Raw genomic sequence first — 21,727 nt, 5'->3', positions numbered from 1 at the left:
TAGAGGCACGTCACTCCCCCTCATCGAGAGATCATCATGAGCCTGAAGTTCAAGAAACCCGCTTTTATCACGCTCGGCCTCATCGCCCTGCTCTCCGCACTCTGGCTCGATTTCTATCTGCCGGAACACACCATCGCCACCATCACCGGGGTGGAGGTGAAGCGCACCGACAAGGATGGCCCCATCAGCCAGAAGAACCCGGCTGACGGCCCCACCACCGACGTCTATTACATCTACACCGAGCGCCCCGGTGAGAAGATCCGGGTGTTTCGCAATGAAGACACCGAATGGGGCTGGCCCTTCTACTTCAAGTTCAACGCCGCCGACGTCCAGGCCAAGGCCAAGTCCATGGAGTTCGAAAAACGCCTGGCCATCATCACCTCCTACGGCTGGCGCGTGAACATGTTCTCCATGTTCCCCAACGTCACCAAGATCGCGAGCACCGAGCCCGATGCCTCCACCTGGAGCTTCTTCCGCTGGTTCTGGTTCGGTGTCTGGGCCCTGGTGATGGGCAAGGTGGCCATCGCCACCTGGCGCTACTTCGATCGCCTCGAGGACGAGATATGAGCGAGCCGAGCAAGACCCGCACCAGCTTCTATCGCCGGCTCTACGTGGCTCACCTCATCAGTCAGGGCACGGACACCGTGCCCGCCATCATGGAGGCAACCGGCATGCCGCGCCGCACCGCCCAGGACACCCTCAGCGCCCTGGCTGAGCTCGACATCCAGTGCGCCTTCGAGCAGACCGAGGGGGCTCGCCATCTGCAGGGGCACTACCGCATCAGTGACTGGGGGCCCATCAATCCGGCCTGGATTGCCGCGCAGCTTCCCGTTATCAGGCAGACCCTGGGGTATCCCTGACACCCCGGGCCCTGCTCTGCCTCCCATAGAGAAGGGGCCAGCCTTGCGGCTGTCCCCTTTCTTGTCTGGCCTGATATCCCGTTGCCCTCCCCCGGACTCACTCCCCTTCGTCGAAAGACGCTTCCGGCAGCGGCTCCGCCGACTCACCCCGGGTACAGTCGATGATGGAGCGCTTGGGATTGTTGGGGTCGCGCAGCAACAGGGGGGCCATCCCCTCGTCATGCAGCCTCTCGTCGGAAAATTCGCTGCCATAGGCGTTGTGGGTCAGCCTGCGGGCATTGGCGATGGGGGTATCCACGAAGAGGGCATGTACCTCGAAGGTGGAGGCCGGCACCAGGAAGCCGACGATGGGCAGGCCGTGCAACTCCTGATGGACCTTGTACCAGGCAAAGCCCTCGCTCACCTTGTCAGGGGTATACATGGCGAGCTGCGGATTGGCCGGGCGCCCGGTCTCGATGTCGAGATGAAGGGTGTCCAGCTCGCAGGTCGCCAGCCCCTGCCACATCTTCTCGAACGGGGTCGCGCAACCCGTCAGTTGCATGCATGTCAGCAGCGCCAACGTCCCTTTCCACATTCCCAACCCCTTATCCGATGTCCAGGATGTCAACCAAATGAGCGCAGTCGCTGCACCAGCAACTCGATGAAACCGACCCTGTCGAGCCCCAGCAGCACCAGGGCATTGGCCGGTTTGCCGGTCAGGTCGTAGCGATCCACCACCGTCATGCCCAGGGTATGGGTCCCGCCGGTTTCGATATCGACCCGGCACTCCACCCCGTGAAACAGGGAGGGCGCCAGCAGCCAGGCGATGGTACAGGGGTCATGGAGCGGCGCGCCAGCAAATCCCCACTTGGGATCCCGATGATAGATCATGAAAAAGTCGAGCAGCTGTGCCACGCACTGCGCCACCGGGTTGGGAATGGCGCGTACCCGCTCGATATCCTCGTCCATCACCTGGGCCTCGTGGGTCACGTCCAGCCCGCACATGGTGATGGGCAGCCCCGACTTGAAGACCATATCGGCCGCTTCGGGATCCACATAAATATTGAATTCCGCCGCGGGGGTCCAGTTGCCTGCACCGGCGGCGCCCCCCATCAGCACAATGCGGGCGATCTTCTGCTTGAGCTCGGGGTGGGCCGCCAGCAAGAGGGCAATGTTGGTGAGCGGCCCGGTCGGCACCAGGGTGACCGGCTCCGGGCTCTCGCGCAGACACCTTGCCATCAGTTCAAGGGCGCTCATCGCCCGGGGAGCAAAGGCGGGATCCGGCAGCTCTGGGCCGTCCAGCCCCGATTCGCCGTGGACGTTGTCGGCGATGATGAGCTCACGGGCCAGGGGCTTGGCAGCCCCCGCCGCCACCGGGATGTCGTCGCGGCCGAGCAGGGTCAGGATGCGCAGGGCATTGTTGAGGGTCTTGTCCGGGGTCTGGTTGCCCGCGCTGGTGGTGACCGCCAGCACCTTCAGCTCGGGGCTCGCCAGCGCCAGAATGAGGGCGATGGCATCATCGTGGCCGGGATCGCAATCGAGAATAACGGGCAACGCCATGGACAGACTCCTTACAACATGACAGGGAGCCATACCTTAGCAAGAGATGGCCAGATGAACTCAGGAGGGAGTCACAAAACGCCTCAACCAACGAGATCAAGTACTTGGCGACAGGCCTTGGGAGCGGACACCCAGATTCGCCGCGCCGCCATCGTTCGGGTATGATCCCTCCCCCTTCATCGTCCGGTTGCCCCATGTCCGCCATCATCGACACCTTTGTTGCTCCGCCCTGCGCCGCCACCATCGAGATCCTGTTTGAGGATGCGCATCTGCTGCTCATCAACAAGCCGAGCGGCCTGCTGAGCCTCTCGGGCAAGAACCCGCAGAACCTCGATTCGGTCCATTACCGACTGGTACAGGATTACCCCGGCTGCACCCTGGTGCACCGCCTCGACTTTGGCACCTCGGGCGTCATGGTGGTGGCCAGAAACAAGAGCATCAACGCCCTGCTCTGCCACCAGTTCAGCCAGCGCACCGTGAGCAAGGCTTACGAGGCACTGCTCTGCGGCCATCTGGCGGCGGATGAGGGCGTCATCGACGCATCCATCGCCAAGGATCCGGCGCTGTTCCCGCTGATGAGCATCTGCGCCGCCAGCGGCAAACCCGCCCGCTCACGCTATCGGGTAATGGAGCGGCTCACCCTGGAGGGGGCAGGCCAGCCGGTGCCATTGACCCGGGTCAGGCTGGTACCGGAAACCGGGCGCACCCACCAGCTGCGCATCCACAGCCAGTGGCTGGGCCATCCCATCCTGGGATGCGATCTCTATGGCGGCCAGCTCCCGCCCGGCTGCGAACGGGCCCCCAGACTGATGCTGCACGCCAGTGAACTCGGTTTTGTGCACCCGGTGAGCGGCGAAGCGGTACAGATCCGCTGTGAAGCGCCCTTTGCGCAGGCACTGGCGGCCATGATGGGGCAACAGGGGTAACGAAGAAGGGGGAAAGCAGGGCCAGGAAGGTAAAAGGGGCAAACGGCGAATAAAGATAGGGGCCGCGCTTTCGCAACGGCCCCCACCCCCCACTCGGTGTGGTGCTATCAGATCAGCTTGCGGGCGGCGCCCAGCACGATCTTGATAGCATCAGATTCGGTTTTCGCCATGGTTTCGGCGTTCGGGATTTCCTGCTGGGTACGGTTCACGATGACACCGGCCACCATGCCCGCACGCAGGCCCTGGCTGGTACACATGGTCAGCAGGGTAGCGGACTCCATCTCGTAGTTCAGCACGCCCATGGCTTGCCACTCTTTCATGGAACCCTGGAAACGTTGTACCACGCGGCCGGATACGGTGTCGTAACGCTCCTGACCCGGGTAGAAGGTGTCGGAAGAAGCAGTGACGCCCACATGCAGCTTGGAGCCCAGCTCCTTGGCGGTGTTCACCAGGGCGGTGGTGCAGTCGAAGTCGGCCACGGCCGGGAACTCCATCGGCGCGAAGTGCAGGCTGGCACCGTCGAGGCGCACGGAGCCGGTGGTGACGATCACGTCGCCCACGTTCAGGTGCGGCTGGATGGCGCCGGTGGTGCCGATGCGCAGGAAGGTACGGATACCCAGCTGGGCCAGCTCTTCCACCGCGATGGAGGTGGACGGGCCACCGATACCGGTGGAGCAGATGATCACGGCCTTGCCGTCCATCTCGCCGCGCCAGGTGGTGAATTCACGATGGCTGGCCAGGTGCACCGGGTTGTCCAACAGCTCTGCGATGCGCTTCACGCGCTCGGGGTCACCGGGGACGATCGCCAGGGTGGCGCCTTGCAGATCCGCTTTTTTCAAACCCAAGTGAAATACATCAGACATAGTGGACTCCTGGTTGCGCCCCGCCGCATGGCAGCCGAGTGCAGTTAAGGTGATTCTTTACGGTACTTTCAAGCCGGTGTCCCCTCATCCGGGGAGGCGCCAACTATGGTCGAAAGCGCTTTCCAATTCCTTGATGCGCCTCACACTTCTGCGCTTCAAAGCTGACAAAAATGGCGCAAAACGTTTGCTAAGATGATGAATTTCTTGAAAAACGTTTTTACGTTCCTTTTGCACTCCCATCCCTTGTCAAGCCTTGATCGACCGTCCATTTAAAGAGCGCGATCGAGTCCACAAAGTTGCAAACGAGATACCATTGACCCCTTCTCATCCCCTCCGACGCTGTTATGTTGGCGCCCGCATACCACTTAATGGCTAATCATACGGAGTCCATCATGGCGACATTCAAGTTCTACATTCCCGCAATCAACCTGATGGGGGCGGGCTGCCTGCAGGAAGCGGCAGCAGATATCCAGGGACATGGCTATCGCAAGGCGCTCATCGTCATGTAGCCCGCCGCGAAAAATGAGAAATTCTTACGGGGAAAATGACTATCGACTGGAGCATGGTATTTATCATTCTCGGCGATGCAGATTCCGCCGAGAATGAAAGATGCTATTGGCAGATGAATGCTTGAGTTTCTTGACGGGTTCGGCCACTTGGCAGCGTCACAAGATTGACCTGTGCATTACCTGAGATACAGAGGCTGATGACATGTTCATCTTCATCATCGATATCCCGAGTACCATCCGGGCTGAAAGTGCTAGAGGTGATGCTGTTAGTTGCTGTCAGTGAGCTGGGGAAATCTGCACTTCTTACCAAAACCTGCTCTCCATTGTTCAGGACGTCATTTGCATTGTCGTCAATGAACACCAAGAAATGCGAGGGGTCTGCCGTTACGCAATTGTCGTTGGCATCAGCCAAACACGCAGTCACTACCGTCTGATTGTCAATTGCTTGGCTACGAGCGAATCTCATGTTTTTCAGTATGTTACGGGACTCGAAATGCAGAGCGTTTCCGCTGAGCAAGCTGGATAAAGCCGGGGCCCCAATACCGAGTAAAATGAGGCCCAAACTGACCGCTATCATCAGTTCAAGCAATGTGAATCCTTTCACATTCTTCATAGCGATATCCTCCTTGAACAAATAAAGCCTAACCACTGATTGCCATATCGCCAGAAAAAGCCAACGTTTAACAGGGGTTTAAACCTCGATTTCATATGTTGGTAAATCAGGCGCGGGCCCAATGATGGCGCCTCCCTGGTAAAACGCCTTCTGGCCGATGGCCACCCCTCCCCCACGCACGATCACCACGCCCCCGCCCGGGGTCTCCAGCGTGGTGCCAGTGCCCGTCGTTGCGGTGACGGTACCGACCAGTAACGGGTCGGCACCGGGTATCAGCTCCCTGAACTGCTTGAACAGGTTCATACAAATCGCTCCACACTCAGTTGCTGGCGCACCGTCATGGCCTTGTTCTGTAGCTCAGCAGAGACCCTGACGCCCCGGTTGTATCCCTTCCAGCCATCCACCGCGAGCAACGCCCCGGGCAGAATAAGCCCCGTATCGGCAGACAACGGCAGCTGGATGGTCTGGGTGCGCTTCGGCATGGTCTTGGCCAAGCCCACCACACCCTGGGCGCGGGCCGCCACCACATCACACACCAGCGGGTGGGTGATGGCCAAAGCCTGCCGCTCCCCTGCTGTGCCTTGACGCAGCACCCGCGCGTTGATGCCCTGATGGCCACCGCTGACATAGATGCCGTTCGCCGGCTGCCCCGGCTGGAAGTCGCTGCCCAGCGTCGTGATGATGGCGCGGGGGATGGCCACGTCGGCCAGCGCTCCATCGATCTGCCAGGGCACGGTCGGATAGCGCGGCTTGATGACCAGGTGCCGATCGCGCTGGTGCGGCAACACGAACCCACCTGCCGCCTCGGCCAGGTACTTGATCGCCTCGATGGGTGTCTGACTGTCCAGGCTGAAAAATCCGCCTGGTACCAGCCAATCCGGCGCCTGCCAGTCCAGGGTCCACCCGAACGGTAGCAGCGCCTCTGCGAGCTGGGCCATGGTCGCTGCACCGATCTCGCTCACTGCCTGGGGTAAGACATGGGTCGGTGACAAATAGGCGGTGCGAGATCGCCCGGTGAGGGTCGCCGACTCACGGGCAAAGCTCTGACTTGACTGCCAACCATCGCACACGCAATCCCACTGCTGGCCGTTGACGAAGATGCTTACCTCCTCCTCGTCCGTCATCTCGGCTGCCGCGATGCGGGGGATCTGGGCCGTGAACTGCCAGGCCCAGGAGTCGGTGTCGAGCTCGATGCTCAGCGAGGTGGCAGGAATGTCGAGCCCGTCCCTGACCCGCACAATGCTTGCTGCGTTGCTCACCAGGTAAACCCTCCGGGTTGGAATAACGATGTGGGCTTGCCCGAACCAGACAAACTCAAGAGAGGCATCCCCCCGGGGGCGGCCGAACGCCAGCTTGCGGCTGCGCTTGTCCGGGCGCTCCGGGGTGATGGGGGGCTTGGGGGGCGGCGTGATGCCCCAGGGGGGCTGTATCGCCTCGTCCCACCCATCCCGCCAGCTTTTGCGAAGGGGCAGACCCCACTGCCAGCGCTGGCCGGTCAGGGTGAACCCCAGCCCGATACCCTGGGACCAGCCGCCCTGCCACTCGTTGTCCAGGCGCGGCAGGTCACGATAACCGCTCACCTGCCAGCACCCCGCCCTGGTGGCCTCACGCCACAGCGAGCGCGGAGTGACATCGCAGCGCGGCAGGCTGGTAAAGCCGGTGCCGTGGGTCGTGCCCAGTGCCGGGCCTTCTTCAAAGCGATCCTGCACCAGGTTATCGCAGCGCGGCATCTGGGCCGCGACACCTACCAGAGTGCTCTCCAGCGCCGTGCCCTCTTGCCAGGACTGCTGATGGTGCGCCTGGGCCACCCCGGGGCGCTCCCAGTGGCTGGTGACGCTGGCCACTACATCCTGGGCTTGCTGCCATTGCCCCTGGCTGGTGTGGCTCGGCCCCCGAAACACGTTGATGTCATAGCCCGCCTCAATCTGGTAGAGCGCGGCCCGCGCCGTCACGGCCAACGTCGCATCGATCACCACGCTGGCGGTGATGTCCGTGACCGTGGCAGGGGCCGTGCTGGCCAGGGTAGCCGGATGGATGGGCGTGATCGTGACATCTGTCAGCGGTGCCTGCCCCTGCCCCTGCAAGACAGCAGGCAGCACCAGCCCGGGGGAGCTGGCGAAGGTGGGCGGCAGACAGGTGCCCTGCAGCACGGCCACATAGCGCACCACCATGGCCGGGTTCAGCTCCAGGGCAGCGGACGACTTGCGGGCCTTCTGCAGCTCTAGGCGGGCGTCGGTTCTGGCCATGCTGACCTCTTGGCTCACGCAGAGCGGTTAGGGTTCGGTGAAGGTGGCATTGTTGATGCGCACCATGGCGCCCGCATACAGCTCGTTCGCCGGGATCTCAATGTCGGCCCCGCTGCCCGGTGGCCCCACATCCAGATCTGCGATAAAGACCCCATCGCGGTTGGCCAACCGCCCCCACGCCTGGACCCCGTTGCCGGTGACCATCTTCTCGGCAAGCGGCTTGAGGGTCAGCACCCCGCCCGTCACGCTCTGGGCGCAGGGGTGGGTAAACTGCATGGCGACCAGCAGCACCTGACTGGTGACGGCGGCCCCCGGGGCGGGCCGTGGCCCGGTGTAAATGGTGAGGGTCGCCGGCCCCGCACTGCCTGAGTCGATGGCCGTGGCCAGCAGATCGGCGCGAGCGGTGCGCAACGTATCGGAGTAGGTGAACATATCAACCTCCTGACAGGCCGACCCCCTCCCCGGGGGCGTAGGGGGTGGGGAGCTGGTAGTCGGCCGCCACGGCGTTGTAATCGGCCGGGCCGAACGCCGGATCGTCCTGGGCGACCAGCATGTAACGTTGGGCCAGCCAAAGACTGTCGAACCGATATTTGCCATCTCCTTCCCGGCTCATGGTTTCGGCGATCAGAACCCCCGACTGGGTGAAGCAGAGCACACGGCGAGCGACCCCCTCACCGTTGATGGTGACGGTGCTCTCGATGTAGCCCATGGCGCGGGATCGGCCTTCTGGCGTCACCATCATCAAGCCATCGTAGGCCCCCAGACCGGGTTGGCACGCCAGCGGGCGAGGCCGGGTTTCAAGCAGAGGGAGTACGGCTTCGGCTGGAGTCTCCTGATTTCCCCACACCAGCCCAGAACCGATGACGGCAAACGGGTAAAGCGGATCCATCGCTACCTCCAGGGGCCGGTGATGTCAAAACCTACTAGCGATACCGACACGCCTGTGTATGCGCTAACAGCATATGTCGCTCTGAGGAAACGCACCGAGCGCCCCCCCATAAGTGGAAGATTGCTAAACGTCTTACCGTCGTAGGCTGAGATATCGCCATAGGGATTGATTAACCCTGGCAAGGAACCGCGCATGGTGTCTCCTCCTTCTAGTACCATGGTTGGCTCTTTGGCCAGATAAAAACCGTTGTCTGCAGGATTTGGGACAGCGAGGCCCGCTCCCATTCTTGCGAACAGCCCAACCGTCACCCAGGATATGGCCCCGAATAACTGGCTATGAGCACGCGCCAGCACACGGCTGTTAGTTGAGGAGTGAATGATGAAATCGTTGTGGATATTACTGGGTGAGTAACTTTGGGGGGCAGCCCAACTGTACCCATTCGTTGCACCGATATTGTTTGGGATACCCCCCAACACCGCATGATAGCGGTCCCCGGCCCTGACCGAGTTGATGTACCCAACTGGAATACATGAGCGAGCATTGCGAGCAGCATACGCCGGGATGAAATAGAAAAGCAGCTTATCCCCAATCAGATCCCAGCGGCCATCGGAGTACCGTTTGGTGGCAGGCCACGCCTGCGTACTAATCAAGGTGTAGGTGGTCAGATCCTGCACATCCTCCACCATGCTGACTTTGGCAAAATAGTAGTTGAGGGTGCCATTTGTCCACCCGCTGAATGCCGTGTTGTCGATGTGGTAGCACACCGGGTACTGCTCCACCGACTCCGGGCTGCGGATGATCATGGTCTGTCCATCAGCGCTTTCCGCCAGCAGCGTCCATCCCAACCCCGGGATCTTGATGCTGATGGGGCCGGTGGCGCTGCTGCCCGGGTTGCCGCCGTCCAGCTCAAACCACACCTTGGTCGCATTCACCTGTTTGACCCGATGCTCGCCGTTGTAGGCGGCCGGGCTGGCGCCACTGATAGCGATCACCGATTCAGGCAGGTAGCTGTGACCGTTGTCGATGGTGGCCACTGCGCACCCCATGGCGGCATCCCATGCCAGGCTGCTGACCGTCAGGTTGCCAAACCCCGTGATCAAACACGCCTTGAGCAGAGCGGCCAAGGCGCCGGGAGCGGTATCCCCCAGACTCGGGGCACCCTGCATTGCATTGCTGTACCATTTCACCGGAAACGCCATGATGATCTCCTATGGGGTGGGGCAGATTGCCCCACCTGGTTGGTCCCTTATGGGGTGTTGATGTTGCCGCGCAGGGCCAGCTCGAACTTGTCGGTATCCTGTGACGCCACCGACTGCAACACGGTACGGATCGGCCAGAAGGGGGCGCCGGCTGCCTCGGTGGTGAAACGCAGCACGTTGCCACTCGCCCATCCTGCCCCCCAGCCCCTCGCGTCCAACCGGAAATAGGGCTGGCCGTTGTTGGGGTTGATGGGCGCCAGGTCGGTGTTCACGTCCCCCACCGCGATCTGGCCCACATGCTCCCCAACCAGCACAAAGTTGGTGCTGGAGGTGAAGATCACCGCCCAGCGCTCCTGCAGGGCGCCCCGGTTGGTGACCTGAAGCGGGTAAACCGTGTCGTTGTATTGCGCCGTGGACTGGTCGCCGATGAGGTAATCAGACCAGACATTGGTCCACGCCTTCTGATCGAACAGGTTGGTATACCTAGCCCACAGGTCGCCGATGATGAGGGCGCTGGAGACATAGGTGTCTGCCGGGTCATAGGCATGGGACAGCGCCTTGGTCAGCAGCAGGCGGCCCGAGATCTCCACGTCGCTGACCAGGCTCATGTCCTCGATGCGATGCACGGCATAGAGGGGTTCGACATAGCCGGTCAGGTCTAATGGGGAGCCGAGCGTCACCACGCCGCTATCCAGGTTGACGCTGTAGAGGGTGGTCGCCAGCGCCTTGCCGTTCTTGTCCTCCACATGGGCATGCGCCAGGCGGGTGCGGCCGGTGCTGAGCTGCTGCCCGGCACTGACCCCCAGCGGGAACGCCGACTTGCGGGTGCTGTGAACCACCACAGTGGTCCCCTTGCGGATGAAGGGCACCCTGCCATCGGACGGCAACCGCACCGGGTCCAGCCCGATGATATCGGCATCCAGCGGCAGATAGCTGAACACCACACAGTTGAACAGGATGGTGTCGGCCACCACGCTGATGGGCCGCCAGATCTTGCCGTCCAGCCCCACCTGGTCAACGTCATACCAGGGCTGGCTTTCGTTGCCCGCAGCGGTGACGAACCGACCAAATCGCACCGTCACCACCCCGGTCTGGTAGTTCACCCGGCCATCCATGTCGGTGGTGGTGAAATAGCCGTCCCCGTCCGCCGTGGCCTCAATGCGCCGCCCGCTCGCAGTGTTGGCACTGATGTAGAGGCTACCCGGCGCCACCGGGGCGCCCGGGGTGCGGAAGGTCACCTCATCCACCGACTGGGCGCTGAACGAGGTGGCCAGGGACTGCAGCGACGGCTGCGCCGTCTGCCCGGCCGCCCAGTCAGACAGCACCGCCAAGCCGTTCGAGTAGTCGATGGTGCCTGCCTGGATACCGGATCCCGTTTCCGGGTCCGGGTTGCGGTAGAGCAGGCCCTGCCGATCCACGTAGGTGCTCCCCCCCAGGGTGAAGCGCAGCGACCCTTCCAGAATGGCCTCCGCAAACCCGGGGGTGACATCAATGCGCAGCGCCTGGGCGGTCAGGGTGGCGTTTTGCGCCAGGGCACTGTTGTTGTTGCGGTAGGTCACTTCGACCCAGCCCCCCTCGCCATCGGGGAAGGTGTACGCCGTGTTGTGGTACTCGATGCCGGTCATGGTCCAGCGCTGCACCGCCACCTGGTTGTTGCCCACCCATTTGGTGCCCACGGTCACCCAGGCATAAGTCGGCTTGGGCAAGGGGGCACTGCCATCCGGCATGAAATGCAGGGTGCCGGCGGCGTAGTTGATGGCCCCCAGGGTGTTGCCGCTGGCGTCCTTGAGGTTGCCCTGGCCGTCATCCAGCAGGGTGATCACCGGGTCGCGGGTCTGGATCACCAGCTCCTGATCGTCCACATCGAACTTGTGATAGAGCGCGTTGAATTTGACATGCACCGACCCGGGGGTCAGGTTGGTGGCCCCGCCGCCTGCGCCGTCCAGGGTGATGGAGAGGTGCCCCACCTGGCCGGGGGTACTCAGGCGCCCCGGTTCAACGTGGCGCTCGGTCACCGGCTCACCGTACTGGTACTGGGCGATGTACTCCTGGCCCAGCGCCGGCAGGGTGATGTGATCGAGAATGATCACCCCCTCGGCATAGTTGATGGTGCCGGTGATGTTACCGCGCAGGCGCCCATCCCCCACCGCATCGTTGGCCGTTTGGCCGCTGCCCCAGGTCAGGATCACGCTCTTGGGGGTGATCCCGGTGTGGGGCAGTTGCCATGCCGACTTGCTGATGCTGATGGGCTGGTTGCTGCGGTTGGTGTAGTTGACCGGGGTCGCCCAGCTGAACAGGATCGCGGTGTCCACGTCCGGCAGGGCCCCCAGGGTCAGCATGACCGACCCGGTGGCCAGGTTGACGATCCCGGTGCCGAACGAGCGATCCGCGCCGAACAGCTCGCCGCGCCCGTTGTCCTTCAAGTCGTACCATTTCCCCTGCGCCATAAACGACACCGTGAGGGTGCCCGGTGCCGGGGTCGGCAGCAGGGTGATGGTGTAGGCATAGCCCCGATTGTTGGCCTTGATGTCGATCCTGGCCGTGTCAGCGATACGGGACGGGCGAGACGCTGGCCAGAAGCTGATGGTTTTGCTGGCGGCCCCGTAGTTCGGGCACTGGGCATTGAACTCCAGCTGACCCCGGCCATAGTCGATGGCACCCACCACGGACCCGGCGACAACCAGCTCGCCCCCCTTGTCGGTGATGACGGCTGCACCGATGGTGATGGTCAGGGTGCCGGGTTTCACGCCTGTGCCGAGGAACAGGCCCCGGCTGGGGGCAATGCTGACCACGGTCGAGAAGCTGACCAGGCCCTTGCCCGAATCCACCAGGCTGGCCATTTCGCCAGCCGCTGTCAGATCCACCGCTGGGGTCTCGGTGCGGGCAGACGGCACGATCTGGGTAAAGATCGTCTTGGCCCGCACCTGCATGGCGCCCAGGTTCACCGCCTCCGCCAGCTTGGTGGTGGCGAAGTAGTTGGCGGCATCGGCCACCACGGTTTCCCGCAGGGCGGTTTTGACGTTGGTCACCACATCATAGGGGGTCGGCTGCTCCCCCTCGAAGGTGTAACGTAGCGGGTCCGCCAGCTTGCAGGTCACAACGTTGCGCGTGAACTCGGGCACGTTGGGCACCTGGAACTTGGCCAGCTGCTGGGTGACTTCCAGCACCCGCACGTACTGCTCGAACTCCCCCGCCTTGCCCTCGTTGCCGACCAGCACCAGAGTCTCCCCCACTTCCGGCAGGCGCACTTCGACGCGCTGGAAGAAGCGGATCGCCCGCTGGCCTTCGAGCTGGGTGTCGTACAGGAAGCCGCGCCACTTGGGACCACGGGCCAGATAGCGCTCCAGCACGTCGCGGGCATTGGCGCGGGTGTCGTGATGATCCCGGGTGTTGATGAGGCATAGCCCCACGTTCGGGTCAGCCGGGGGCACCTGCACGATGATATGGGCACCCCGATAGGTGTCCGTGTCATCCGTCTGCACCGCCAGAAACGCCTTGCGCATGCTGACCACCCCGTAAGTGCGGTCGAGATCGCTGATGTCCTGAAACAGGCCATTGTGCTCGCCGCTCACGATCTCCTGACCGGTGATGCGGCCGCCGCCGTCCGTGGTGTCAGTCAACCGCTGACTGGCCATCAGTTTGATGTCGCCGGAATGAATGGTCATCGGATCACCTCGGTGAAGTTAAGAGTCAGGGCATAGGGCTCACCCGCTTCGGGGTCGGCCATCTCGATCACGGGGGTGGCCACGACACCGGGCCGCCGCCAGACCACCTCCCGCTGCTGCCCATCGAGCAAAGTGAGGGTCATCAGCTGGGCCACCTGCGCCTCCAGCGCTTTAAGCAAGAGCACCGTGGCGCGGGGGGCATGGCCCACCAGGGTGATGGGGCGTCCCTCCGGCGTGGCCGTTTCCTCGACCAGGAGAGCGCCAGAGAGCGTCGGTGTGACAACCTGCTCGACGGGCGCCCAATCGAACTCGTCGCGCCAAACGAGATCATCGGGCAGGAGCAGCCCGTTTAAGGTGACGTTCATGAGCGCAATCCTTGCTGTTTAAGGAGGTTGATAAGGGCGGCAGCATTGGCCTCATCGGCCTGAACTTCGGCCCGGGCGGAGCCTGATCTCAGCTCGATGATGATCCGCTGGGGCTGCCCCTGGGTGAACGAGGTTTGGGAAGATGGCCCGGCTTGACTGGTGGCCGAGGTGGTGGTCTGCGCCTTCTCTGCTTCCTTGGCCTGGGCTTTGCTCAGTTCCTGCTGGAGCTTGGTGCGCATGGCCTCCATCTCCTTCTGGAACTTCTCTGCGTACCACTTGCTCCACTCGCTATAGGCAGGGATGTCCCTGACCTTCTGGCTGTAGCGGGCCAGCTCCTCTTCCACGCCTGCGAGGGTGTTGGCCAGGGCATCGGCATTGCCACGCAGGTTGTTGATGTCCACGGTCTTGTAGAAGAACGAGCCGGCGCCTACGGTACGGGTGACGTCCCCCCGGCCCCCACCGGCACCGCCCCCACCACCAGCCGAGGCCACGGCATTACCGGTCTGCTCTGCCTCTTTCTGCACGCCGCGAAGGCCGGAGCGCATGGCATCGGTGGCACTCTTGGCCTTGGCGGCTGCCGTGTCGAAGCCATCGCCGATCGCCGCCACCGCCTGTTTGGCATCGCCGCTGCCGCCCTTGACCTTGCTCATGGCGTCGGCAGCGATGGCCATCGAGCGGGTGATGCCATCCCCGGTGAGCTGGCCCTGCTTGGCCATCGCCTGCATACGCTCGATCACCGCATCGATCTCGGCCTTGTTCTTCGCCTGGTTGAATGCGGCCGCCAGGTACTCCTCACAGGCCGCCGAACTGGAGCCACTGTGCTGCACCAGGGTATCCAGGGCGCCGAGGGTCTCCTTGAAGCTCTCGCCGATGCGGCCATTGGCCCGCTCGAAGTCCAGCCCCAGGGTCTGGGCTGCCTTGCCCAGCGTGGCGGGGAGCTCTGCCGCCGTTTTCCTGGCGACGGCGTTGATCTCATCCAGGTAGTCGCGGGTCTGCTTGGCCTCGGTACCGAGCGCCTGGACGGCGGCGGCCCCCGCTCGCCAACTGCCGGTCGCCTCGTCGTAATGCACCTTGCCCTCGGCGACCAGGCGATCGAGGTCTGCCATGCTGGTGATGGCCAACCCCAGCTCGGCAGAGAGGGCCGCCAACTGGCCATTGAGCTGGGCCTGGGTTTGCGAGCGCTGGGCCTGCGCCTCTCGCAGCGCCAGCTCGGCCTGCACCAGCTGGCGCAATGCGTTGGCGAACTGGGTAATCTGGATGATGGATTCCACCGTCACGGCAGCCAGCACAGCCCTGATGGCCATGCCCAGCGCCCGCACACCGATGGCAGCACCAGCGGCTACCGTCCCTGCCGTGGTCATGCCGCCGGCGGCGGTCGCCGTAGCCACTGGCAGCGCGACAAACTGGCCATAAAGGCCGCGCAGATCGGCAATCCAGCCCGCGATTTTCAGGCCATACCAGGCCTGTGCCATCACCAGCAGAGCATCCCGCCAGGCATAGACGGTCTGGATGAAACTCTTGATGGACTCCCCAAGCCCGACGATGCCGTCGGAGAGACGCTGGGCCCACGCCTGCAGACGGCCATCCTGAGCCATCTGGTCGAATTCACGGTTGAGGCTGGCCAGCTGGTTCTTGAGCCAGGTCAGCGCCCCGTTCTCTGCCACCATGCGGTAGAACTTGGCCAGGTTGTCCTGGGCGTTGGAGATAAGCCCCGAGAGCAGGCTCATGTTGTTGGCCGCTGCCCCGCTCGACTGGGCTGCGATCTCGTTCATCAGGGCCTGGATGGTGTCCCGGCCGAGTTTTCCCGCTTCCGAGAGCTTCTGCAGTTCGGCGGTATTCTTGCCGGTGACCTGCTCCAGCAGTTGCCACACCGGCACCCCACGCTCGATAAGCTGCAGGATCTCCTCCCCCTGCAGCTTCTGCTTGGCCCAGGCTTGGCCCAGCGCCAGGGAGATACCCTGCACCTCCTCAAAGCCGCCGCCGAGCTTGTAGGCCTGATCGACGATGCCCTGCATGGCGCCGTTCATGGGGTCGATGCCAAAGGCTTTGAGGCGCACGAAGACCTGGGTCACCTCGTCGAGCTGCAGCGGGGTGTTCTTGGCGAAGTCCTGGATCCAGGCAGACGCCTCTTTGCCGCCGGCAATCGACCCCATCACCGCCTTGAGCTGCACACTGAGCCGCTCGGCCTGATCGCCGGTTTGGAACATGGCCATCAGTTGGGTGGTGAGGGTCTGGATACCGAACCAGGTACCGGCCATGGCCACCAGGCGGCCGGTCAGGCTACCGATGGCTCCCTGGAAGCCGCCAGCGCCTTGCGCTCCCTGCACCAGGGAACGCCCCAGCCGTTCGGTCTGGGCCGCGCTGCCCCGCAGCTCCCGCTGCAGTCTGTTTTGTTCTTGGGCAAGGTTGCGGGTATCGAGCCCGGCTTGGGAGAGACCGGCATGCAGGCGGCTATGGCTGGCAGCCTGGGCGACAAGTTGGCGCTCCAGTTGCTTGACCTCGGAGGCCAGCAGCCGTTCCTGGTCGGTGAGCTGGCGAGCGCTACCTGCCGCCCCCTGCTGCTCGCGGCGCAGTTCGGCCAAGCGGTCCCGGGAGAGCACGGTGGCCAGTTCGAGCTGGGTCAGGGCGCGGCCGCTGGCCTCGAACTGATTGATCAGCTCCTGCTGCTGAGTCAGGGTTTCCAGGGTTTGCGCCAGCCGTTCGGTCTCGGCGGCGGTCTCGTCAGATATAGGCCCCAGCTCCTGCACCTCTCCTGCCAACGCGGCCAGGTCATCGCGGCCGGTGACCTTGGCCGCCAGCTCCAGGGCGAGTTTCAGGGTGGAAGAGGTAGACATAGGGCATTCCGATCAGATTCAGATATGCCCGATGATAAAGGGGTGGCAAAATAGGTGGGTTTATGGCGAGTTACTGAGAATTACCATGAAGACAATAATTAAAACTTTTGTAATAATATGCGTTGTTATCATTAGCAGCTTCCCACTATTCCTTTATTTAATTAAATTCGGTATAAATCCTGATTCCAGCCTGAACTTTACCTTCACCGATAAGATAGATGAATGGGGAGCTTTCGGTGGTTTTATTGGCGGAACAATTGGACCGATAATTTCCTGCATAGCTTTTCTTGGTATTTGGAAAACATATCAGCTGCAAAGCAAACAATTACAGCAGGCTAACAATCAGAGAAAATCAGAGGATGTTCAACGCCTAATATTTATAGTCGCGGAACGAATAGATCTCAGACTAAAAAAACAAGTAGATATACTTTCAGTCATGAATGGCTCCAACCACACAGAAAGTAAATTTGACTTGGAAACGGCGATCGCATTCATTCGTGGCGTTAAAACACAACCAGAGCATAACCTTGAAAATTCTGCACCCAAACTAGTTCAACATATTTCTCTAGAGCTAACACAACTTAAAATTGATGTTGAAAATCTCTCTTGGCTATTACAGCACCAAGAATCTATTTTCAATGAAACGACTATTATCGAGTTCTACTCTTACCGTTACAGACCAATATTGAAAACAATGTGCCTAATAGGAATAAATTTGCTTCCAATTACATTAGACGTTTTTGAGTTGAACGAAAGAATGATGGCAGAATAAATCTGCCATCATTCTTTGAGTCACATTATCTCCGGCCGGTCCACATAGAAAGGCGCATCCTCGCCATCCAGGGCCAGCAGCTCCCCTTCCAGTTCGATCTCGATGGGCTTGTCGCTCAGGAAGTCCACCGCCTTCTTGGGGGCCAGGCTGGCGCGGGGTACCGTAAGCAGGATAGCCTCCCCACTGATGACACTGCGCCCATCCAGGGTCAGCTTCGCCTTCACCTCCGGCTGCACGTTGCCGGCGATGCGGGTGCCGGTGATGGCGTTATAGCTGGCGCTGACGGTCACCGGGCCGCCATCTGCCACCGCCCCCGCCTTGGTGGCCCGCAGCAGCCCCAGGGCATAGTTGATCTCAAAATCGGTACCGAGCACCAAGGCGGTGGCCCCCTCCTTCACCACCAGGCCGGTGGCCGAGAGATTGGTCTTGCCCAGGCTTACCCACTTGGGGTGCGCCGGCAGAGTCACCGGCAGTTCAGTGAGCGTCCCTGCTCCCTGGTTGATCGGGCTCTCCAGCCCCATAAAGGCGGCAGCCAGCAGCACCGGCGGGATCTCGCTGGTCTTGATATTGACCGTGGCGGGCTTGGGCACGAAGTAGCTTTCCCGCGCCTGGCCCAGCTTGTGCTTGCGCTTGCTCGGGATGCTGATCTTCTCGCTGTCCGGTTTGACTTCCAGGCTGTTGACGTCCACCGGGCCAATCACCCCATTCGAGACGTTGTTGGTAAAGGTCTCGATATAGAGATCCCCTTCCAGGTGCAGTGTTTCGCTCATGACCGTTCTCCCTTGAATTTCACTGTCGTCTTGAAGGCAAGGGGCAGATAGACCACCCCACCCTTGTAACTCGGCTTGACCGGTGCGCTTTCACGCCGAAAGGTACTGTCACCGCAGGCCCGACCGGCCACGGCCTGCAACATGCGCCCCAACCACACCCCGGCGCTGACCTCCTTGGGGGTGGCTCTATGCACCAATACCAGCAGCCAAACCTGATCGAACGCGCTTTGCCGCCCGCTTTGGCTGCTCTCGCTCTCTCGCTCTCCCTGGTAAATCACATGGATGGCCGGGGTGTGCTGCCCCAGGTTGGCCACCGCCTCCAGGTCGGTGGCCACAAACACCTCCTTGAGCCCTTGCCCTTTCAAGGGCAGCAGCAGCTCGCGCAGCCGCTCCCCCGCCGCCAGGTAATCGAGCTCAGAGGTGGTCGAGGCGGGGCCGCTCATAGGAAGCCCCCAGTTCCCCGGCCAAAGACCCGACCATCGGACTGCAGCTGGGCCAGATTCTGGCTCTCCACCTGCTCGCCGTCTGCCGCGAGGCCCAGCGCCAGCTCCCCCTTGCCCACCGACTTGAGGAAGGCCAGGGCCGCCTCATTGCGCTTGGCTATCTGCTCCGGCGCCTGCTCGCCATAGAGGCGGTGGCGGGCAATGTCGGCGCAGATGGGCACCAGGGCGCTCGGGACATGGGCCAGCGGCAGCGGGTAACGTCCCGCCAGGTAGCCGTCGATCAAGGCGCCGGCGTCCTGCAAAGCGATGGTGATGGCCGCGCTATCCAGCTCGCCGGCCGGGGTCATGGCCAGGCGCAACAGCTCCGCCTCGCCAAAGCGGGTCACCATGTCATTGACGCTGGCGTACATATCAGGCGCCCTCGGCCACGGGGTCGGCAGGCGGCTCAGTGGTGGCGCCAGCCTCGTCCTTGACCGGGTATTGCACCTCGGTCGCCGCAATGGCAGCCACCAGCTCGGCCTTCTTCATGCCGGCGGCCCCCGGGATCGCCATCTCCACGGCCAGTTCGCGCAGCTCATCGACCTTCATCTCGGCCAACGGGGTGACCTTGCCATCCAGCGTGGCGACGCCCGCCAGATAGCCCGAGCCGGTCAGGCCGCCCACTGCTGCGTCCAGCTCCCGGCCCGTCTGCGGTGCATCAGCCGTCGCAGGGGCGACGTCTTGACCCAGGCGGGTGACCACCAGGCGCGGATCGGCCTCCAGGGTCTCGCACTGCACAGGCGACACAGCCAGCTCAGACTTGCCAGGTGCAATCGCCAGGCCCGCGCGAAAATAGATCTGACGAACCGTTGATGTGATGCCAACGCGAATAGCCTGTTCCATCTCGTGTTCCATCTCATGTTTCCCTCTGTCTCGTTCAATCCAGGATCCGGTTTAAACGGGGGTTAAACGCCCACACTGCGCTCGCTTCACCCCGCCGTTAAACAGCTCGGTGTCGCTTACAGGTAGTCAGCCACCACCAGTTCCAGCTTGCCCTTGAGCTCGTTGCTGGAGCTGCTTTCCAGCTCGCGCTCCAGCATCTTGGTCGCCAACTTCTCCAGGGCGGGCGGCACCACCAGCAGGGTCGGCTTGATGCCGAGCTTGCGGCCACCGTCCGCCTGGAACTCCCGCATCCGGCTGTAGGCATCCCACAGGTTGTCGGGGGTCAGCGCCCGCTTGTTGGCGAACGCCAGCTGCCAGAAGCCAAAGCCGGCGGCGTCGCGGCAGTCCACCCCGTAGCGGAACTCCTTGCGAGTGAACACCGCCTCGTCGTCGATCTTGGTCATGGCGATGAGCTCGGGGGACTTGCGATCCTGGAAGATGATCGGCTTGAGGGCGCGGCTGGTATCAAGCAGATACCAGGGCTCGCCGGTATAGGCGCCATCCACCACCAGGTTGGCCACCAGCGCCGGGGTGCCGGTGCCATCGACCTTGGGATAGACCGGGTGATCGGTATCGAAGAAATACTGGGCGTCGTAGCAGGGTGTGGTGAAACCGGCGCCCAGGAGGCCGAAGCAGAGCTCGTCGGGATGTACCCCGGCCGAGCGCCCCATCTCGGCGAACAGCGGGGCATAGATGCCCAGCTCGTCGTCCGCGATATCGTTGCGATCGACGGCCACGGTGGCTTCGAAGTCTTCGTTGACGATCTGGTAACCGTGGGTCTTCATCGACTCGATCACCCGCTCCCCAACCCACTTGCGCAAGCTCGGGAACTTGCCGAGCCAGCCATAGGTGTTGGACTTGGTGGTCGATTTGATCACGGTGGCGATCTTGGTGTACTGGGTCGGCGCCTCGCTCTTGGCGTCTTCAAAGTTCTTCTTGAAGCCGGTGAAGAGGGACTGCAGCAGCGCGGGTGTAATCATGGCCATGGTCTATTCCTTCTCTGGTTAAACGGAACTGCCTTCGCGTGAAACGGGGCTTGCTCAGGCCTTGGCCTTGGCAAAGTCCTCGTGACTGATGCCGAGCTGGTCGGCGGCGTACTTGTCCTCGGCCGAGAGCACGGCCTCGCCTGATCGAGCCGGCAGGGTGACGGCAGCAGTCTGGCTCGCCGTGAGCGCGGCGATGGCCGGGCGCGGCTCCAGCAGCGCCTTGAGGGCGGCCACCCCCTTCTGGGCGGCGTAGGCGGTCAGGTACTCCTCTTCGGCCGCCACCACCTTGCCTTCGGTGCGGGCCTCCTTGATGAGGGTCGCGGCGTCGGTGGTGTCCACCTGGGCGGTCAATGCCGCCACCTGGGTGACCAGGGCGTTATAGGTCGCCACCGGCACGAATTGCGCCAGGTCAACCTGGCCACCCGGCTGCGCCTTGAGCGCGGCCAGAGCGGTCTTCTCGGCCGAGAGCGCGGCCTCCAGCTCCGGCGCCTTCTTGGCGCTGGCCTGCAGGGTATCGAGGGCCGCCAGCGCAGCTGTGCCCTGCTCAGTAGTCATCTGACCGTCGGCCCCCAGTTGGATACCGAGTTTGCCGAGCAGCGCGATCAAGTGTTCGTTCATGGGTCTCTCCTTTTGTGCCACAGGGGCGGGGGTGGCCGGCAGGCCGGGTTGAACAGGTAGGGCGCTCAAGGCCGCCAGCGCCTGCATGCCCACCACCCCGGGATCGTTGGTGATGGCGGTCATGCGCAGCTCCAGGGGGCGGCCCTGGGCGTCATAGGGGAATACTGCGGACAGGAAGCGATACTCTTTGGCGGCGACCAGGGCGGCGGCCCGCTCGGTCCAGCGAGGCTTGATAAAGAGGCCCTGTCCCTCGCGCCACTCGATTTCGTCACCGTTGTACCAACCGGCCGCCGGAGCTGGCTGGCCGTTCTGATCCACCTTGAGGGTCTGGTGGTCATAGTCGATGAGGATGTCTTGACCAAGCGCCTTGGCCCGGTTGATCAGGGTGGTGGCAATGGTCTTGTCGAGCAGCCAATGGCCACCAGGCACATCGAAGGGGCGGCCATCCCTGGCCTTGAACGGACCCACCGGCAGCAGCTGGTGCCAGCCATCGCCTTGGGGAGTGAGTTGCGCATCGAGTACCGCCAACCGCTCCCCGCTGAGGGGGTTGGCATGGAGGATGGCCACGAGGGGCGCTGAGTATGGGGTCTTGAATATGTTCATGCCGCCATAGTGCGGTGGCATGAAAAAGAGCGGGGTTTATGGTGGATTAGAGATATGAATGGATGACGATCAGAGAAGATGGGTATTTGTGCATGATTCTTCCTTC

General features: G+C 62.5%; 22 protein-coding genes. 4 read left to right on the top strand and 18 right to left on the bottom strand.

Translation table 11 applies throughout. From position 1 onward, the window contains the following. The first annotated feature begins 36 nt into the window (after nt 1–36). Both ACVDHI_RS08890 and ACVDHI_RS08885 read left to right on the top strand, forming a co-directional pair. The gene (locus tag ACVDHI_RS08890; protein ID WP_447211995.1) at nt 37–567 is read left to right on the top strand and encodes a DUF1523 family protein; all 531 of its coding nucleotides are present in this window, start codon (nt 37–39) and stop codon (nt 565–567) included. Further along, nucleotides 564–860 carry a winged helix-turn-helix domain-containing protein gene (locus ACVDHI_RS08885; RefSeq protein ID WP_039039881.1) on the top strand — a complete coding sequence of 99 codons (297 nt, stop codon included), beginning with the start codon at nt 564–566 and terminating at the stop codon, nt 858–860. The genes ACVDHI_RS08890 and ACVDHI_RS08885 overlap by 4 nt, the downstream gene beginning before the upstream one ends. 97 nt (nt 861–957) lie before the next feature. On the opposite strand, the gene ACVDHI_RS08880 is transcribed toward ACVDHI_RS08885, so the two are convergent. Both ACVDHI_RS08880 and rihA read right to left on the bottom strand, forming a co-directional pair. Next, on the bottom strand, nt 958–1,434 hold the full coding sequence (locus ACVDHI_RS08880) for a hypothetical protein (RefSeq protein WP_167824847.1): 477 nt from the start codon (nt 1,432–1,434) through the stop codon (nt 958–960). 29 nt (nt 1,435–1,463) lie between these two features. Then, the gene (gene rihA / locus ACVDHI_RS08875) at nt 1,464–2,399 is read right to left on the bottom strand and encodes a pyrimidine-specific ribonucleoside hydrolase RihA (protein ID WP_010674039.1); all 936 of its coding nucleotides are present in this window, start codon (nt 2,397–2,399) and stop codon (nt 1,464–1,466) included. Nucleotides 2,400–2,593: 194 nt separating this feature from the next. On the opposite strand from rihA, the gene ACVDHI_RS08870 reads away from it, so the two are divergent. Further along, nucleotides 2,594–3,325 (top strand): RluA family pseudouridine synthase, encoded by a 732-nt coding sequence (locus tag ACVDHI_RS08870; protein ID WP_447211994.1) that lies wholly within the window; start codon nt 2,594–2,596, stop codon nt 3,323–3,325. 107 nt (nt 3,326–3,432) lie between these two features. Here ACVDHI_RS08870 and udp read toward each other — a convergent pair whose 3' ends face one another. From udp to ACVDHI_RS08820, 10 genes are all read right to left on the bottom strand, one after another. Beyond that, nucleotides 3,433–4,188 (bottom strand): uridine phosphorylase, encoded by a 756-nt coding sequence (gene udp / locus ACVDHI_RS08865; protein ID WP_010674037.1) that lies wholly within the window; start codon nt 4,186–4,188, stop codon nt 3,433–3,435. Nucleotides 4,189–4,800: 612 nt separating this feature from the next. Further along, nucleotides 4,801–5,310 (bottom strand): GspH/FimT family pseudopilin, encoded by a 510-nt coding sequence (locus tag ACVDHI_RS08860; protein WP_447211993.1) that lies wholly within the window; start codon nt 5,308–5,310, stop codon nt 4,801–4,803. A gap of 78 nt (nt 5,311–5,388) precedes the next feature. Further along, a complete protein-coding gene (locus ACVDHI_RS08855) occupies nt 5,389–5,613 on the bottom strand; it encodes a hypothetical protein (protein ID WP_202014209.1) in 225 nt (74 codons plus the stop codon). Continuing rightward, complete coding sequence (locus ACVDHI_RS08850) at nt 5,610–7,556, bottom strand: hypothetical protein (RefSeq protein ID WP_447211992.1); 1,947 nt, start codon at nt 7,554–7,556, stop codon at nt 5,610–5,612. Before ACVDHI_RS08850 ends, ACVDHI_RS08855 begins: the two co-directional genes overlap by 4 nt. 27 nt (nt 7,557–7,583) lie before the next feature. After that, nucleotides 7,584–7,988 carry a hypothetical protein gene (locus tag ACVDHI_RS08845; RefSeq protein WP_216945354.1) on the bottom strand — a complete coding sequence of 135 codons (405 nt, stop codon included), beginning with the start codon at nt 7,986–7,988 and terminating at the stop codon, nt 7,584–7,586. A 1-nt stretch (nt 7,989) separates the two neighbouring features. After that, nucleotides 7,990–8,445, bottom strand: a complete 456-nt coding sequence (locus ACVDHI_RS08840) for a hypothetical protein (RefSeq protein ID WP_323925826.1) — start codon at nt 8,443–8,445, stop codon at nt 7,990–7,992. A 2-nt stretch (nt 8,446–8,447) separates the two neighbouring features. Continuing rightward, nucleotides 8,448–9,644, bottom strand: coding sequence for a hypothetical protein (locus ACVDHI_RS08835; RefSeq protein WP_447211991.1), 1,197 nt, complete (start codon nt 9,642–9,644; stop codon nt 8,448–8,450). Nucleotides 9,645–9,691: 47 nt separating this feature from the next. Further along, on the bottom strand, nt 9,692–13,309 hold the full coding sequence (locus ACVDHI_RS08830) for a curculin (mannose-binding) lectin protein (RefSeq protein ID WP_447211990.1): 3,618 nt from the start codon (nt 13,307–13,309) through the stop codon (nt 9,692–9,694). Continuing rightward, on the bottom strand, nt 13,306–13,674 hold the full coding sequence (locus tag ACVDHI_RS08825; RefSeq protein ID WP_447211989.1) for a hypothetical protein: 369 nt from the start codon (nt 13,672–13,674) through the stop codon (nt 13,306–13,308). Before ACVDHI_RS08825 ends, ACVDHI_RS08830 begins: the two co-directional genes overlap by 4 nt. Further along, on the bottom strand, nt 13,671–16,508 hold the full coding sequence (locus ACVDHI_RS08820) for a tape measure protein (protein ID WP_447211988.1): 2,838 nt from the start codon (nt 16,506–16,508) through the stop codon (nt 13,671–13,673). The genes ACVDHI_RS08825 and ACVDHI_RS08820 overlap by 4 nt, the downstream gene beginning before the upstream one ends. Nucleotides 16,509–16,593: 85 nt before the next feature. Between ACVDHI_RS08820 and ACVDHI_RS08815 the strand changes: the two genes are divergently transcribed. Further along, on the top strand, nt 16,594–17,280 hold the full coding sequence (locus ACVDHI_RS08815; protein WP_447211987.1) for a hypothetical protein: 687 nt from the start codon (nt 16,594–16,596) through the stop codon (nt 17,278–17,280). 20 nt (nt 17,281–17,300) lie between these two features. Here the strand turns inward: ACVDHI_RS08815 and ACVDHI_RS08810 are convergent, their stop codons facing one another. The 6 genes from ACVDHI_RS08810 to ACVDHI_RS08785 form a co-directional block, all read right to left on the bottom strand. Continuing rightward, nucleotides 17,301–18,050: a phage tail tube protein gene (locus ACVDHI_RS08810; RefSeq protein WP_408812015.1), complete on the bottom strand. Its 750-nt coding sequence runs from the start codon at nt 18,048–18,050 to the stop codon at nt 17,301–17,303. Further along, on the bottom strand, nt 18,047–18,493 hold the full coding sequence (locus ACVDHI_RS08805; RefSeq protein WP_202014444.1) for a phage tail terminator protein: 447 nt from the start codon (nt 18,491–18,493) through the stop codon (nt 18,047–18,049). Before ACVDHI_RS08805 ends, ACVDHI_RS08810 begins: the two co-directional genes overlap by 4 nt. Next, nucleotides 18,490–18,903, bottom strand: a complete 414-nt coding sequence (locus tag ACVDHI_RS08800) for a gp436 family protein (protein WP_202014442.1) — start codon at nt 18,901–18,903, stop codon at nt 18,490–18,492. The genes ACVDHI_RS08805 and ACVDHI_RS08800 overlap by 4 nt, the downstream gene beginning before the upstream one ends. A 1-nt stretch (nt 18,904) precedes the next feature. Further along, nucleotides 18,905–19,375 carry a Rho termination factor N-terminal domain-containing protein gene (locus tag ACVDHI_RS08795; protein WP_447212016.1) on the bottom strand — a complete coding sequence of 157 codons (471 nt, stop codon included), beginning with the start codon at nt 19,373–19,375 and terminating at the stop codon, nt 18,905–18,907. A 116-nt stretch (nt 19,376–19,491) separates the two neighbouring features. After that, a complete protein-coding gene (locus ACVDHI_RS08790; RefSeq protein ID WP_447211986.1) occupies nt 19,492–20,400 on the bottom strand; it encodes a Mu-like prophage major head subunit gpT family protein in 909 nt (302 codons plus the stop codon). Between the two features lie 54 nt (nt 20,401–20,454). Continuing rightward, nucleotides 20,455–21,642 (bottom strand): phage protease, encoded by a 1,188-nt coding sequence (locus ACVDHI_RS08785; protein WP_447211985.1) that lies wholly within the window; start codon nt 21,640–21,642, stop codon nt 20,455–20,457. Nucleotides 21,643–21,727 lie beyond the last annotated feature (85 nt).

It is taken from the genome of Aeromonas sp. 25-248, assembly GCF_053005425.1.
This window is presented reverse-complemented; position numbering and strand designations above follow the sequence as displayed.

Excerpts from the sequence above, each read along its gene's own strand:
- ACVDHI_RS08890 (WP_447211995.1), top strand. The coding sequence starts at position 37 with ATGAGCCTGAAGTTCAAGAAACCCGCTTTTATCACGCTCGGCCTCATC.
- ACVDHI_RS08885 (WP_039039881.1), top strand. The coding sequence starts at position 564 with ATGAGCGAGCCGAGCAAGACCCGCACCAGCTTCTATCGCCGGCTCTAC.
- ACVDHI_RS08880 (WP_167824847.1), bottom strand. The coding sequence starts at position 1,434 with ATGTGGAAAGGGACGTTGGCGCTGCTGACATGCATGCAACTGACGGGT.
- rihA (WP_010674039.1), bottom strand. The coding sequence starts at position 2,399 with ATGGCGTTGCCCGTTATTCTCGATTGCGATCCCGGCCACGATGATGCC.
- ACVDHI_RS08870 (WP_447211994.1), top strand. The coding sequence starts at position 2,594 with ATGTCCGCCATCATCGACACCTTTGTTGCTCCGCCCTGCGCCGCCACC.
- udp (WP_010674037.1), bottom strand. The coding sequence starts at position 4,188 with ATGTCTGATGTATTTCACTTGGGTTTGAAAAAAGCGGATCTGCAAGGC.
- ACVDHI_RS08860 (WP_447211993.1), bottom strand. The coding sequence starts at position 5,310 with ATGAAGAATGTGAAAGGATTCACATTGCTTGAACTGATGATAGCGGTC.
- ACVDHI_RS08855 (WP_202014209.1), bottom strand. The coding sequence starts at position 5,613 with ATGAACCTGTTCAAGCAGTTCAGGGAGCTGATACCCGGTGCCGACCCG.
- ACVDHI_RS08850 (WP_447211992.1), bottom strand. The coding sequence starts at position 7,556 with ATGGCCAGAACCGACGCCCGCCTAGAGCTGCAGAAGGCCCGCAAGTCG.
- ACVDHI_RS08845 (WP_216945354.1), bottom strand. The coding sequence starts at position 7,988 with ATGTTCACCTACTCCGATACGTTGCGCACCGCTCGCGCCGATCTGCTG.
- ACVDHI_RS08840 (WP_323925826.1), bottom strand. The coding sequence starts at position 8,445 with ATGGATCCGCTTTACCCGTTTGCCGTCATCGGTTCTGGGCTGGTGTGG.
- ACVDHI_RS08835 (WP_447211991.1), bottom strand. The coding sequence starts at position 9,644 with ATGGCGTTTCCGGTGAAATGGTACAGCAATGCAATGCAGGGTGCCCCG.
- ACVDHI_RS08830 (WP_447211990.1), bottom strand. The coding sequence starts at position 13,309 with ATGACCATTCATTCCGGCGACATCAAACTGATGGCCAGTCAGCGGTTG.
- ACVDHI_RS08825 (WP_447211989.1), bottom strand. The coding sequence starts at position 13,674 with ATGAACGTCACCTTAAACGGGCTGCTCCTGCCCGATGATCTCGTTTGG.
- ACVDHI_RS08820 (WP_447211988.1), bottom strand. The coding sequence starts at position 16,508 with ATGTCTACCTCTTCCACCCTGAAACTCGCCCTGGAGCTGGCGGCCAAG.
- ACVDHI_RS08815 (WP_447211987.1), top strand. The coding sequence starts at position 16,594 with ATGAAGACAATAATTAAAACTTTTGTAATAATATGCGTTGTTATCATT.
- ACVDHI_RS08810 (WP_408812015.1), bottom strand. The coding sequence starts at position 18,050 with ATGAGCGAAACACTGCACCTGGAAGGGGATCTCTATATCGAGACCTTT.
- ACVDHI_RS08805 (WP_202014444.1), bottom strand. The coding sequence starts at position 18,493 with ATGAGCGGCCCCGCCTCGACCACCTCTGAGCTCGATTACCTGGCGGCG.
- ACVDHI_RS08800 (WP_202014442.1), bottom strand. The coding sequence starts at position 18,903 with ATGTACGCCAGCGTCAATGACATGGTGACCCGCTTTGGCGAGGCGGAG.
- ACVDHI_RS08795 (WP_447212016.1), bottom strand. The coding sequence starts at position 19,375 with ATGGAACAGGCTATTCGCGTTGGCATCACATCAACGGTTCGTCAGATC.
- ACVDHI_RS08790 (WP_447211986.1), bottom strand. The coding sequence starts at position 20,400 with ATGGCCATGATTACACCCGCGCTGCTGCAGTCCCTCTTCACCGGCTTC.
- ACVDHI_RS08785 (WP_447211985.1), bottom strand. The coding sequence starts at position 21,642 with ATGCCACCGCACTATGGCGGCATGAACATATTCAAGACCCCATACTCA.